Origin of the sequence: Acidovorax sp. A1169, from assembly GCF_030704685.1 — a bacterium.
Taxonomy (GTDB): domain Bacteria; phylum Pseudomonadota; class Gammaproteobacteria; order Burkholderiales; family Burkholderiaceae_C; genus Acidovorax.
This window is the reverse complement of the sequence record NZ_JAUZDX010000006.1, coordinates 183,977-196,573: the sequence shown is the minus strand read 5'-3', so window position 1 is coordinate 196,573 and position 12,597 is coordinate 183,977. Positions and strand designations below refer to the sequence as shown.

11 protein-coding genes are annotated in these 12,597 nt (G+C 69.7%); 9 read left to right on the top strand and 2 right to left on the bottom strand.

Going from position 1 to position 12,597, the window contains the following annotated elements; all coding sequences use genetic code 11:
* Window positions 1-3: 3 nt before the first annotated feature.
* A complete protein-coding gene (locus QYL93_RS12760; RefSeq protein WP_305744063.1) occupies window positions 4-1,098 on the top strand; it encodes a DUF72 domain-containing protein in 1,095 nt (364 codons plus the stop codon).
* Between the two features lie 4 nt (window positions 1,099-1,102).
* Here the strand turns inward: QYL93_RS12760 and QYL93_RS12755 are convergent, their stop codons facing one another.
* Window positions 1,103-2,314, bottom strand: a complete 1,212-nt coding sequence (locus tag QYL93_RS12755) for a multidrug effflux MFS transporter (protein WP_305743971.1) — start codon at window positions 2,312-2,314, stop codon at window positions 1,103-1,105.
* Between the two features lie 73 nt (window positions 2,315-2,387).
* Window positions 2,388-3,416, bottom strand: a complete 1,029-nt coding sequence (locus QYL93_RS12750; RefSeq protein WP_305743970.1) for a diguanylate cyclase domain-containing protein — start codon at window positions 3,414-3,416, stop codon at window positions 2,388-2,390.
* Between the two features lie 166 nt (window positions 3,417-3,582).
* Between QYL93_RS12750 and QYL93_RS12745 the strand changes: the two genes are divergently transcribed.
* The 8 genes from QYL93_RS12745 (at window position 3,583) to kdpE (ending at window position 12,595) form a co-directional block, all read left to right on the top strand.
* Entirely contained in the window at window positions 3,583-4,197 is a 615-nt protein-coding gene (locus QYL93_RS12745) for a DUF1566 domain-containing protein (RefSeq protein ID WP_305743969.1), read from the top strand.
* 240 nt (window positions 4,198-4,437) lie between these two features.
* Window positions 4,438-4,536: a K(+)-transporting ATPase subunit F gene (gene kdpF, locus QYL93_RS12740; RefSeq protein ID WP_057206008.1), complete on the top strand. Its 99-nt coding sequence runs from the start codon at window positions 4,438-4,440 to the stop codon at window positions 4,534-4,536.
* A complete protein-coding gene (gene kdpA / locus QYL93_RS12735; protein WP_305743968.1) occupies window positions 4,536-6,335 on the top strand; it encodes a potassium-transporting ATPase subunit KdpA in 1,800 nt (599 codons plus the stop codon). The genes kdpF and kdpA overlap by 1 nt, the downstream gene beginning before the upstream one ends.
* A 47-nt stretch (window positions 6,336-6,382) precedes the next feature.
* Window positions 6,383-8,464: a potassium-transporting ATPase subunit KdpB gene (gene kdpB, locus QYL93_RS12730; RefSeq protein WP_305743967.1), complete on the top strand. Its 2,082-nt coding sequence runs from the start codon at window positions 6,383-6,385 to the stop codon at window positions 8,462-8,464.
* A gap of 20 nt (window positions 8,465-8,484) precedes the next feature.
* The gene (gene kdpC / locus QYL93_RS12725) at window positions 8,485-9,057 is read left to right on the top strand and encodes a potassium-transporting ATPase subunit KdpC (protein WP_305743966.1); all 573 of its coding nucleotides are present in this window, start codon (window positions 8,485-8,487) and stop codon (window positions 9,055-9,057) included.
* Between the two features lie 3 nt (window positions 9,058-9,060).
* A complete protein-coding gene (locus tag QYL93_RS12720; protein WP_305743965.1) occupies window positions 9,061-9,195 on the top strand; it encodes a hypothetical protein in 135 nt (44 codons plus the stop codon).
* A complete protein-coding gene (locus QYL93_RS12715) occupies window positions 9,195-11,909 on the top strand; it encodes a DUF4118 domain-containing protein (RefSeq protein WP_305743964.1) in 2,715 nt (904 codons plus the stop codon). Before QYL93_RS12720 ends, QYL93_RS12715 begins: the two co-directional genes overlap by 1 nt.
* The gene (kdpE, locus tag QYL93_RS12710) at window positions 11,897-12,595 is read left to right on the top strand and encodes a two-component system response regulator KdpE (RefSeq protein WP_305743963.1); all 699 of its coding nucleotides are present in this window, start codon (window positions 11,897-11,899) and stop codon (window positions 12,593-12,595) included. The genes QYL93_RS12715 and kdpE overlap by 13 nt, the downstream gene beginning before the upstream one ends.
* The last annotated feature ends 2 nt before the right edge of the window (window positions 12,596-12,597 follow it).

Sequence of the window (12,597 nt, the reverse complement as noted above, 5' to 3'; positions counted from 1 at the left end):
AGCATCCAGGACGACCTGTTCGGCGCCTCCCCTGCGCCGCCACCACCCGTACCGCCCCCCGCCCTGCAGGCGGACCCGCCCCCTGCCCCGCCCCCGCGCAAGAAAGGCATCGCCGTCAGCGCGCAGCCCCAGGACGAGGCCCTGCACGCCCTGGCCGCCAGCCTGCCGCCCCATCTGCGCCTGGGCACCTCCACCTGGACCTACCCGGGCTGGAAGGGCCTGGTTTGGGAGGGCGAGCACTCCCCGGCACAGCTGTCCAAGAACGGGCTGTCCATCTACGTCCAGCACCCTTTGCTGCGCACGGTGAGCATCGACCGCAGCTTCTACCGCCCGCTCACGGTGAGCCAGTACGAGCGCTATGCCAGCCAGGTGCCCGACGACTTCCGCTTCGTGGTCAAGGCCCCGAGCCTGGTGACCGATGCATTGGTGCGCAGCGAAGATGGCCGGGGCCGCGAGCCCAACCCCGCCTTCCTCAATGCCGACCTGGCACGCACCGAGTTCGTGGAGCCCGCGCTGCAGGGCCTGGGGCACAAGATCGGGGCGCTGGTGTTCCAGCTCAGCCCCCTGCCCATGGACCAGCTCGACCGCCTGCCCGAGGTGCTGCAGCGCCTGCGCGCCATGCTGCTGGCCCAGCCCATGCTCGCCCCCATTGCGCCCGACGGCATCCTGGCCGTGGAGGTGCGCGACCCCGAATGGATCAGCTCGCACTGGATGGCCCTCGACTTCGCGGCCGTGCTGCGCGAGGCGGGTGCCACCTACTGCATCGACCTGCACCCCAAGATGCCCCCGCTGGCCGACCAATTGCACATGCTGCGCGCCCTGTGGCCCGGCCCGCTGGTCTGCCGCTGGATGCTGAACCCGGTGCACGGCCCCTATGGGTATGAAGAGGCAGAAAAGCTCTACGAGCCCTTCGACAGGCTGCACCACCCCGACCAACACAACCGTGAAGAGCTGGCGCGCCTGATCGCCGGTGTGACCGGTGCCGGGCAGAACGCCTATGTCTGCATCAGCAACCACGCCGAGGGCTCGGCACCGATCACCATCCGCGCCCTGGCCGAACGGGTGGCTGCGCAGCCCCCCGCACGAAAGAAGACCTGAAGGATCAGGCGCTGGCTGCGGCCACCGACTCGTCGCTGTGGCCCGCCAGCGTGATCCAGGCCAGCGCCACGCCCACCAGTGCGCCCGTGGCCATGCCGATCACCATGGGCAGCGGCTTGCCGTTGGCGAACAGGCCCACCACGCCCATGGCGGCCGCGCCCGTGAGCATCTGCAGCGTACCGAGCAGGGCCGAGGCCGTGCCCGCAATGGCGCCGTGCTTTTCCAGCGCCAGCACCGAGGTGGTGGGAATCACCAGCCCCATCAGCGCGCTGGCCACGAAGTACAGGCCGATCAGCACCGCGAGCTCATCGCCGCCGAGCAGGTAGTAGCTGAGCATCGCCACCATGACCACGCCCGAGCCCGTGGCCGCCGCCTTGACCAGGCGCACCAGGCCAAAGCGCTCGCCCAACGCGGCCGTGAACTGCGAGGTGCCGATGAAGGCTGCCGCATTGACCGAGAACGCCAGGCTGTACTGCGTGGGCGTCAGGCCATAGTGGTTGATGAGCACGAAGGGCGAGCCTGCCAGGTACACGAAGAAGCCCGCCATGGCGCAGCCGCCGATGAATACCAGGCCCAGGTAATGCCAGTCGCGCAGCAGCAGCCCGTAAGCGCCCAGGGCCCCGCCCAGGCTGCTTTCCACCCGATCGGCCGCAGGCCGTGTTTCGCCCAGGCTGCCGTACACCAGCGCCAGGCCGGCCACGGCAGCCACCGCCACCATCCAGAACACGCCGCGCCAGCCGGCCAGGGCGATCACGCCGCTGCCCGCCAACGGTGCCAGGATGGGCGAGACGCTGAACACCAGCATCAACAGCGACATCAGCCGCGCCGCATCGGTGCCCGTGTGCAGGTCGCGCACCACGGCGCGCGGAATGGCCATGCCCGCCGCCGCACCCAGGCCCTGCACGAAGCGCAGGGCGATCAGGGTCTCGATGTCGGTGGCCAGCGCGCAGCCCACGCTGGCCAGGGTGAACAAGACCAGGCCGAAGTACAGCGGCGGCTTGCGCCCCACCATGTCCGACACGGGGCCGTAGAACAGCTGGCCGGCCCCCAGCGAGAGGAAGAAGGCCGTGAGGCTCCATTGCACGGCCCCCACCGAGGCACCCAGGCTGGCCCCGATCTCGGGCAGCGCGGGCAAATACATGTCGATGGCAAACGGGCCGATGGCCGAGAGCAGGCCCAGGATCAGGGCCATCTTGAAGAAGCGGGAAAAATGCATAGCCCGCCATTGTCGCGGGCACCCGGAAAAACCCTTATCGGCAGACTGGGCCGTTTCGAGGTAGGAGACCTGTTCAGTCGGCCTGTGGCTCGACCCGGTTGCCGCCGGCCTGCCGTGCCCGGGCCAGGGCGCTGCTGGCGGCGCGCACCAGTTCATCGGCGCGCTGGTCGCGCACAGGCACCAGCGCGGCCACCCCCCCGCCCAGGCTGAGCCGGCCCAGGGCCGAGCCCTCGTGGGGCAGTGCCAGCGAGCGCACCGCGACCACGGCGCCCTGCGCCAGGACCTGGGCCTCATCGAAAGTCGCGCCGGGCAGCAGCAGGGCAAAGGCATCGCCCGCGAACCGCGCCACCAGGCCGCCTGGGCGCTCCTGCACGATCTGGGTGAGCGTGACGGCCAGGGTCTGCAGGCAGGCATCGCCCGCCAGGTGGCCATGGCGGTCCATGAAGTGGCGCAGCGCATCCACCTCCAGCAGCACCAGCGCCAGCGGGGTGGCGGCGCGCTGGGCGCGCTCCCAGGCCTGCTGAAGCACGTGGTCGAACTGGCGCCGGTTGCCCAGGCCGGTGAGGCTGTCGGTGCGGTCCATGGCGTCGATGCGCTGCTGCGCCTCGGCCAGGGCCCGTGCGCTCTCCTGCAACTGGGCCTGCAGCACGCGGTGGTCGTTCTGCAGGCGCACCATGGCGGCAGAGCTCCCCTGCGGCAAAGGGCCCGAGGGCACCGAGGTGCCGCTGTGCACGATCTTCCACTCCGCGCCTTCCAGGCGGAACACCAGCACCAGGCGCGCCACCGGCACCTGGCCGGCCGGGGTCTCGCCCGCATCGGGGCCACGCACATGCACCAGCGCCGTGGCCGAGACCACGTCCTCGGCCAGGTCCTGCAGGCACAGGTCGAGCACCTCGATGCGCATGTGCTGCGGCACCAGGGCAAAGTCCTGCAGGATGGCGGCCACCCACTCGCTGCGGGTGTGCACCAGGCGGTCGCTGCGGCTGGCGTAGCCGCTGAACTGGGTGCTCAGGCGCGCTATCAGGCGCTCGTCGCGCGTGGAGTACAGCGCGATGTAGTCGTCGAAAAGTTGGCGGATGAGGGGCTGGCGATCCGGTCGCATGCGTGCGGGTTCCTCGTCAGGGCATCCTGAAAAAACATGCGGTGCACCGCCATGCGGGTCCGCACGGCCCCCGGTCCATGTTCCGGGTAGCGCGCGATGCACTTTAGCACCCCGCACCCAGGGCGGCCATGCATACTGCACGCACTCCCATGCGAACATCGCCTGTATGACGCACATCCCCAACACACGGACGGGCCGCACCGCATCGCTGGTGCTGGCCTGCCTCATCGCCCCCCTGCCCAGCCTGGCTCAGACCCCGAACACCGAGCCTGCAGCTGCCCTGGTGCTCTCGGCCGATGGCAGCCTCGTGATCGACACGCGCGCCAGGCTGGCCTGGCCGCGCTGCGTCGAGGGCATGCAGTGGACCGGCACCACCTGCACGGGCACGCCGCTGGAGATCGATCATGCCCAGGCCCTGGCCCACGCCCAGGCGCGCTGGAAGGCTGAGGGCCTGCCCTGGCGCCTGCCGCGCGCCGCCGAGCTGCGCCGGCTGGTGGACAAGTCGGCCCGCACGCCGGGGCTCGATGCACGGCTGTTCCCGGCCGCGCCCTCGGGCTGGTACTGGGCGGTCAACGCCAACGTCAAGGGGGGCCTGGCGGGCAACCAGTACAACTACGGCAACGTGGAAAAGGCCCAGCGCCAGGGCCAGGGCGGCGACAGCCTGGACACCACGCGCGTGAACCAGCGCTTTGCCGTGGACCTGGCGACCGGCGACATCCGCAGCGACGCCGCCAAGTTCAGCAAACTCCACATCCGCCTGGTGCGCACGCACACCGACTGACGGCACGGCGGGCACCGCCCCAAGCCACGCCGAGCCTTCTCTTTACGCTTTTTTTACGGCACGGCCCGCAGTCTGTGCCCTGTTTTTACGCGCGGATCCCGAGACTTCTCCCATTGCCCAAATGGAGAAGCAAACCATGGATTTCGTCTATATCGCGGCAGCCGCCGGCCTGTGGGGCCTGGTCCTGCTGCTCGTGCGCGGCTGCAGCCGCCTGGAACAAAAACCCGCAGGAGAGCGCGCATGATCGCCGTCGAACTGCTGTATGGGCTCAGCGGCCTGATCGCGGTGCTGCTGCTCGCGTACCTGGTGTACGCACTGATCTGCGCGGAGCAATTCTGATGACCGCAGCAGCCTGGGCCCTTCTGGCCTCTTTTCTCGTCCTGTTGATGGTGCTGGCCTGGCCGCTCGGTCGCTGGGTGGCGGTGCTCGCCACCGGCACGCCCCCGGCCTGGATGCAAAAGGCCGAATCCGGCCTGTACCGCCTGGCAGGTGTGGACCCGCAGCAAGGCATGGGCTGGTCGCGCTATGCCCTGTGCCTGCTGGTGTTCAATGGTACCGGCCTCCTCTTCGTGTACGCCGTGCAGCGCCTGCAGGGCCTGCTGCCCCTGAACCCGCAGGCCATGCCCGCCGTGTCGGCCGATTCGTCGTTCAACACCGCGATCAGCTTCGTATCCAACACCAACTGGCAGGGCTACGGGGGTGAAGCCACCATGAGCTACCTCACCCAGATGGTGGCGCTGGCCGGCCAGAACTTCTTCTCGGCCGCCACCGGCATCGCCGTGGCGTTCGCGCTGATCCGCGGTTTCACGGCCCGATCCAGCGCCGTGCTGGGCAATTTCTGGGTGGACATCACGCGCATCACCGTATGGCTGCTGCTGCCGCTGTCGCTGGTGCTGGCCCTGTTCCTGGCCGGCAGCGGCGTGGTGCAGAACTTCAATGCCTACACCGACGTGGCCACCCTCGAATCCACCAGCTACCAGCAGCCGGCCGTGGACGGCCAGGGTGCTCCGCTGCTCGACGCCCAGGGCCAGCCCGTCCTGCAGGCACTGACCACCCCCACGCAGACCCTGGCCATGGGCCCGGTGGCCTCGCAAGAGGCGATCAAGATGCTGGGCACCAATGGTGGCGGCTTCTTCAACGCCAACTCGGCCCACCCGTTCGAGAACCCCACGGCCTGGACCAACTTGGCGCAGATGCTGGCCATCTTCCTGATCCCGGCCGCGCTGTGCTTCGCCTTTGGCCGCTGCGTAGGCGACCAGCGCCAGGGCCTGGCGGTGCTGGCGGCCATGACCGTGCTGTTCGTGGCTGCCGTGCTGGCCATCCTGCCGGCAGAGCAGGCGGGCAACCCGCTGTTCGCACCGCTGGGCGTGGACCAGGTGGCCAGCGCGGCCCAGGCCGGCGGCAACATGGAGGGCAAGGAGACACGCTTTGGCATCACCGCCTCGGGCCTGTTCGCCGTGGTCACGACAGCCGCTTCGTGCGGTGCCGTGGTCGCCATGCACGACTCCCTCACACCGCTGGGCGGCATGGTGCCGATGGTGCTGATGCAACTGGGTGAGGTGGTGTTCGGCGGTGTGGGATCGGGCCTGTACGGCATGCTGGTGTTCGCCATCCTGGCGGTGTTCATCGCCGGGCTGATGATAGGCCGCACGCCCGAGTACCTGGGCAAGAAGATCGAGGCGCACGAGATGAAGCTGGCCTCGCTGGCCATCCTGGCGACCCCGCTGCTGGTGCTGCTGGGCACGGCCATCGCGGTGTCCACCACCTCCGGCACCGCAGGCATGGTGCAGGCCGGCCCGCACGGCTTCAGCGAGGTGCTGTACGCGCTGAGCTCGGCCGCCAACAACAACGGCAGCGCCTTCGCGGGCCTGTCGGCCAACACGCCGTTCTACAACGTGCTGCTGGGCGTGGCCATGTGGCTGGGTCGGTTCGCGGTGATCGTGCCGGTGCTGGCGATTGCTGGCGCCCTGGCGCGCAAGAAGCGCCTGCCGGTGACGGCCGGCACCATGCCCACCCACGGCCCGCTGTTCGTGGTGCTGCTGATCGGCACCGTGCTGCTGGTGGGCCTGCTGAACTACGTGCCGGCATTGGCCCTGGGGCCCGTGGTCGAGCACCTGATGCTGGGAGTGGCCCCATGAACGCCCCGCGCAACCCTGCCCCTTCCACCCCCATTGGTACCCCTGCCATGCAAGCAACCCCTGCCCTGGCCTTGATGGACAAGGCCCTCGTGCTGCCCGCCCTGCGTGCCGCCTTCACCAAGCTCAACCCGCGCGTGCAATGGCGCAACCCGGTGATGTTCGTGGTCTACATCGGCAGCATCCTGACCACGCTGCTGTGGCTCAACGCCCTGGGTGGCCAGGGTGACCAGGGCGCCGGCTTCGTGCTCGCGGTGGCCGTGTGGCTGTGGTTCACCGTGCTCTTCGCCAACTTCGCCGAGGCCCTGGCCGAAGGCCGCAGCAAGGCCCAGGCCGCATCGCTGCGCACCTTGAAGAAGAGCAACTGGGCCAAGAAGCTCAAGGAGCCCCGCCACGGCGGCACCTGGCTGCCCGAGCAGGCCGAAAACCTGCGCAAGGGCGACGTGGTGCTGGTGGAAGCCGGCGACATGGTGCCCATGGACGGCGAGGTCATCGAAGGCGTGGCCTCGGTGGACGAATCGGCCATCACCGGCGAATCGGCCCCCGTGGTGCGCGAATCGGGCGGCGACTTCTCATCGGTCACCGGCGGCACGCGCGTGCTGTCGGACTGGCTGGTGGTGCGTGTGGCCGTGAACCCGGGCGATTCGTTCCTGGACCGCATGATCAGCATGGTCGAAGGCGCCAAGCGCCAGAAGACGCCCAACGAGATCGCGCTCAACATCCTGCTGGTGGCGCTGACCATCGTCTTCCTGGTGGTCACGGTCACCCTGCTGCCCTACTCGCTCTACAGCGTGCAGGCCGCGCAGGCCGGCACCGTGGTCAGCCTCACGGCCCTGGTGTCGCTGCTGGTGTGCCTGATCCCGACCACCATCGGCGGCCTGCTGTCGGCCGTGGGCGTGGCCGGCATGAGCCGCATGATGCAGGCCAACGTGATCGCCACCTCGGGCCGCGCCGTGGAAGCCGCAGGCGACGTGGACGTGCTGCTGCTGGACAAGACCGGCACCATCACCCACGGCAACCGCCAGGCCAGTGCCCTGCTGCCCGCACCGGGCGTCACGCAGGCCCAATTGGGCACCTGCGCCGCCCAGGCATCCGCCGCCGACGAAACGCCCGAGGGCCGCAGCATCGTGGCGCTGGTGCAGGCCGCCGGCGAGCCCGTGGCCGTGCCTGCGGATGGCAGCGTCACCGCCATCGCCTTCACAGCGCAGACACGCATGAGCGGCGTGGACATTGCCCAGGCAGACGGCGGCGTGCGCCAGTTGCGCAAGGGCGCGGTGGACGCCGTGCGCCGCCATGTGGAGGCCCTGGGCGCCCACATGCCCGCAGAGGTGCTGCGCGCCGCCGACGAGGTGGCACGCCGCGGCAGCACCCCGCTGGCCGTGGCCGACGGCAGCCGGGTGCTGGGCGTGGTGGAGCTCAAGGACATCGTCAAGACCGGCATCCGCGAGCGCTTTGCGCAGCTGCGCCGCATGGGCATCAAGACCGTGATGGTGACCGGCGACAACAAGCTCACGGCCGCCGCGATCGCCGCCGAGGCCGGCGTGGACGACTTCCTTGCCGAAGCCACGCCCGAGGCCAAGCTGGCGCTGATCCGCCAGTACCAGGCCGAAGGCCGGCTGGTGGCCATGACCGGCGACGGCACCAACGATGCGCCCGCGCTGGCCCAGGCCGACGTGGCCGTGGCCATGGGCTCGGGCACCCAGGCCGCGAAGGAGGCCGGCAACATGGTGGACCTGGACTCCAACCCCACCAAGCTCTTGGAAGTGGTGGAGACCGGCAAGGCACTGCTCATGACGCGCGGCTCGCTGACCACCTTCTCCATCGCCAACGATGTGGCCAAGTACTTCGCCATCATCCCGGCGATCTTCGTCAGCACCTACCCGCAGCTGGCGGCGCTCAACGTCATGCAGCTGGCCAGCCCGCAGTCGGCCATCCTGGCCGCCGTGATCTTCAACGCCCTGGTCATCGTGTTCCTGATTCCGCTGGCGCTCAAGGGCGTGCGCTACCGCGCCGTGGGGGCCGCTGCCCTGCTGCGCCGCAACCTGGCCATCTACGGGCTGGGCGGTCTCATCGTGCCCTTCATCGGCATCAAGGCCATTGACCTGCTGCTCTCGGCCATGGGCCTGGTCTGAACACACTAGGACATTTCTCCATGAACAATATTCTTCGTCCCACTCTGGTCCTGTTCGCCGCGCTCACGCTGGCGACGGGCGTGATCTACCCAATGGTCGTCACCGGCATTGCGCAGGCCGCCTTCCCGCACCAGGCCAATGGCAGCCTGGTCGTTAAAAATGGCGCGGCCGTGGGTTCCGAGCTCATCGGCCAGAACTTCACCGCGCCCGGGCATTTCTGGGGACGGCCTTCGGCCACTGCGCCCATGCCCTACAACGCCAGCGCCTCGGGCGGCTCCAACCAGGGGCCACTGAACCCGGCGCTCAAGGACGCCGTCAGCGCCCGCATCGCCGCCCTGCGCGAAGCCGACCCCGGCAACACCGCGCCGGTGCCCGTGGACCTGGTCACCGCATCGGCCAGCGGGCTGGACCCGCACATCACCCCTGCCGCCGCACGCTACCAGGTGGCGCGCGTGGCCAAGGCCAAAGGCGTGAGCGCCGACAAGGTGGCGGCCCTCGTGGAATCGCAGGTAGAGCTACCATGGCTGGGTTTCGTGGGCGAAGCACGCATCAACGTGCTGCAGCTGAACCTGGCGCTGGACGCGTTGCGCTGAGCCATGCCCAGCGATGACCTGCTGGCGGCCCTGTGCGCGGTGGCCGTGCTGCTGGTGCCGCTGGCGCTGGCTTGGCTGCTGGTGGCCCGCCGGCCGTGCAGCAAGCGGCGACCCATGAACACATCCCAGGAACCTTGATGGCCTTGCACAGCGACAGCCGACCCGACCCCGATGAACTGCTGGAGAGCATCCAGCGAGACGCGCAGCAGGCGCGCACCGGACGCCTGCGCGTGTACTTCGGTGCCAATGCCGGCGTGGGCAAGACCTACGCCATGCTCAGCGCCGCACAGCGCGCCCACCGCGCAGGCACCGATGTGCTGGCCGGCGTGGTGGAAACCCATGGACGCAGCGAGACGGCCGAGCTGCTCCAGGGCCTGCCGCGCCTGCCCCTGCGCGAAGTGCCTTACCGGGACCGCACCCTGCCCGAGTTCGACCTCGATGCCGCGCTGGCACGCCAGCCCGCCGTGCTGCTGGTGGACGAACTGGCCCACTCCAACGTGGAAGGCTCACGCCACCCCAAGCGCTGGCAGGACGTGCGCGAACTGCTGGACGCCGGCATCGACGTCTGGACCACGCTCAACGTGCAGCACCTGGAGAGCCTGAACGGCGTGGTGGGCGCCATCACCGGCATCCGCGTGCACGAGACGGTGCCCGACACCGTGCTCGACAGCGCCGACGAAGTGGTGCTGGTGGACGTGACGCCCGACGAATTGCTGCTGCGCCTGAAAGCCGGCAAGGTCTACCTGGCGCCCCAGGCCGAGCGCGCGGCGCAGAACTTCTTTCGCAAGGGCAACCTGATCGCGCTGCGCGAGATGGCGCTGCGCCGCACGGCCGAGCATGTCGAAGACGACGTGCGCAGCTACCGCATCGAGCAATCCATCACCCCGGCATGGAACACCGACGGCGCCATCCTCGCCTGCATCGGCCCGCAGGCGGGCGCCGAGCAGACGGTGCGCACGGCCGCACGGCTGGCGGGCCAGCTCAACGTGCGCTGGCATGCGGCCTATGTGGAGACGCCGCGCCTGCAGCGCCTGGCAGCCGCCGAGCGCGACCGCATCCTGGCCGTGCTGCAGCTTGCGGGCGACCTGGGTGCACAGACCGCCGTGCTCACCGGGCACGACCTGCCTGCGGCCCTGGTGGCGCATGCCCAGGCGCTCAACTGCGCGACCCTGATCGTAGGCCGCCGCGCCCAGGCGCGCCGCCGCTGGCCATGGCAGGTGGGCATGACCCAGAAGCTGGCCACCCTGGCGCCGGCCCTGGACGTGATGGAGGTGGGCCACACCCCGAGCACCCGGCGCATTGCGCAGACCCTGCGACGTGTGGGGGACGAGGAGCCGGACAGCAGCCTGCCGCACAGCTGGCGGCGCTATGCCTGGGCGGTGGGCGGGAGCCTGCTGGCCACGGCGCTGGCCGCGCCGCTGCACGGCTATTTCGAGCTGGCGAACATCGTCATGCTGTTCCTCATGGGCGTGGTGCTGGTCGCCGTGCGCCAGGGCCGTGGGCCAGCCGCGCTGTCGGCCGTGCTCAACGTGGCGTCGTTCGACCTGTTCTTCGTGCCGCCCCGGTTTTCGTTCGCCGTGAGCGACGTGCAGTATTTCTTCACCTTCGCTGTCATGCTGGCCGTGGGCCTGCTCATCGGCCAGCTCACGGCGGGGCTGCGCTTCCAGGCGCGCATCGCGGCCAGCCGCGAGCAGCGCGCGCAGTCGCTGTTCGAGCTCACGCGCGACCTCTCGGCTGCGCTCATGGCCTCGCAGGTGGTGGAGCTGGGCCGCACGGCAACAGAACGCAACTTCGGCGGCCAGGCCGTGGTGCTGCCCACCGATGCGCGCGACCAGTTGGTGCTGCCCGACCCTGCCCCCGAAGGCTTTGATGCCTCCGTTGCGGACTGGTGCCTGCGCAATGCCCAGCCCGCCGGCCTGGCCACCACCACCCTGGCCGCGCACAGCTGGCACTACGTTCCGCTGCAGGCGCCCATGCGCGTTCGCGGCGTACTGGCGCTCAGGCCCGCCCAGCCGCGCTGGCTGCTGATCCCCGAACAGGCCAAGCAACTCGATACCCTGGCGCGCCAGATCGCGATTGCGCTGGAGCGCGTGCACTACGTGGAGGTGGCGCAGGGTGCCGTGGTGGAGATGGAATCAGAGCGGCTGCGCAATGCCCTGCTCGCGGCGATCTCGCACGACGTGCGCACGCCGCTGACCAGCCTGATCGGCCTGGCCGAGTCGCTGCGCGATGCCATGCCACCCCTGCCCGCGCACCAGGCCAGCGCCGCCGCCGCCATGGTGGCGCAGTCGCGCGAACTCAACACCCTGGTCAACAACCTGCTCGAGATGGCACGCCTGCAAAGCGGTGCCGTGCACCTGCGCATGGACTGGCAGTCGACGGAAGAAGTGGTGGGCAGCGCCATCCGTGCCGCCGGCCCGGCCCTCGCAGGGCGCGAGGTGCAGGCACGCATCCCGGCCGACCTGCCCCTGGTGGAGTTCGACGCCGTGCTGATCGAGCGCGTGCTCGTGAACCTGCTGGAGAACGCGGCCAAATACGGTGCCCCACCCATCAGCGTACAGGCCCATGCAGAACCCGAGGCCCTGGTGCTGAGCGTGCGCGACTACGGCCCCGGCCTGCCGCAGGGCATGCAGGGCGATGCCGCCCTGCTGTTCGAGAAGTTCACACGCGGGCAGGCCGAATCGGCCACGCCGGGCGTGGGCCTGGGCCTGGCGATCTGCAAGGCCATCGTGGATGCCCACCAGGGCCAGATCGAAGCCCGCAACGCCGATGGGGGTGGGGCAGAATTCACACTGCGCCTGCCCCGCAGACCCCCTCCACCCCTGAAAGAGCCTCCCGCATGGCCAGCCTAGCCCCCGTCGCCGTCGTGATCGAAGACGAGCCCCAGATCCGCCGCTTCGTGCGCGGCGCGCTCGAAGCCGAGGGCTGGCAGGTGCACGAGGCCGACACCCTGCAGCGCGGCCTGACCGAGGCCGGCACGCGCAAGCCCGACCTGCTGGTGCTGGACCTGGGCCTGCCCGACGGCGACGGCCTCACGCTGATCCGCGACGTGCGCCAGTGGTCGACCGTGGCGGTGATCGTGCTGTCGGCCCGCATCGGCGAGGCCGACAAGATCGCCGCGCTGGACGCCGGTGCCGACGACTACCTGACCAAGCCCTTCGGCGTGGGCGAACTCATGGCGCGCGTGCGCGCCAACCTGCGCAGGCCACGTGCCACCGGCACATCGCAGGAGGAGGAAACTTCGTTCACCTTCGGCGAGGTCACCGTTGACCGCCAGACCCGCCTGGTGCACCGCGCCGGACAGGAAGTTCACCTCACGCCCATCGAGTACCGGCTGCTGTCGGTGCTGATCGCCAATGCCGGCCGCGTGCTCACCCACCGCCAGTTGCTGCGCGAGGTGTGGGGCCCTTCGCACACCGAGCAAAGCCACTACCTGCGCATCTACATGGGCCACCTGCGCCAAAAGCTCGAACCCGACCCGGCCCAGCCTCGCCACCTGCTGACGGAAACAGCCGTCGGTTACCGATTGATGACCTGAAG

Coding starts and splice junctions, on each gene's coding strand:
- QYL93_RS12755 (WP_305743971.1), bottom strand. CDS start 2,314: ATGCATTTTTCCCGCTTCTTCAAGATGGCCCTGATCCTGGGCCTGCTC.
- QYL93_RS12750 (WP_305743970.1), bottom strand. CDS start 3,416: ATGCGACCGGATCGCCAGCCCCTCATCCGCCAACTTTTCGACGACTAC.
- QYL93_RS12745 (WP_305743969.1), top strand. CDS start 3,583: ATGACGCACATCCCCAACACACGGACGGGCCGCACCGCATCGCTGGTG.
- kdpF (WP_057206008.1), top strand. CDS start 4,438: ATGATCGCCGTCGAACTGCTGTATGGGCTCAGCGGCCTGATCGCGGTG.
- kdpA (WP_305743968.1), top strand. CDS start 4,536: ATGACCGCAGCAGCCTGGGCCCTTCTGGCCTCTTTTCTCGTCCTGTTG.
- kdpB (WP_305743967.1), top strand. CDS start 6,383: ATGCAAGCAACCCCTGCCCTGGCCTTGATGGACAAGGCCCTCGTGCTG.
- kdpC (WP_305743966.1), top strand. CDS start 8,485: ATGAACAATATTCTTCGTCCCACTCTGGTCCTGTTCGCCGCGCTCACG.
- QYL93_RS12720 (WP_305743965.1), top strand. CDS start 9,061: ATGCCCAGCGATGACCTGCTGGCGGCCCTGTGCGCGGTGGCCGTGCTG.
- QYL93_RS12715 (WP_305743964.1), top strand. CDS start 9,195: ATGGCCTTGCACAGCGACAGCCGACCCGACCCCGATGAACTGCTGGAG.
- kdpE (WP_305743963.1), top strand. CDS start 11,897: ATGGCCAGCCTAGCCCCCGTCGCCGTCGTGATCGAAGACGAGCCCCAG.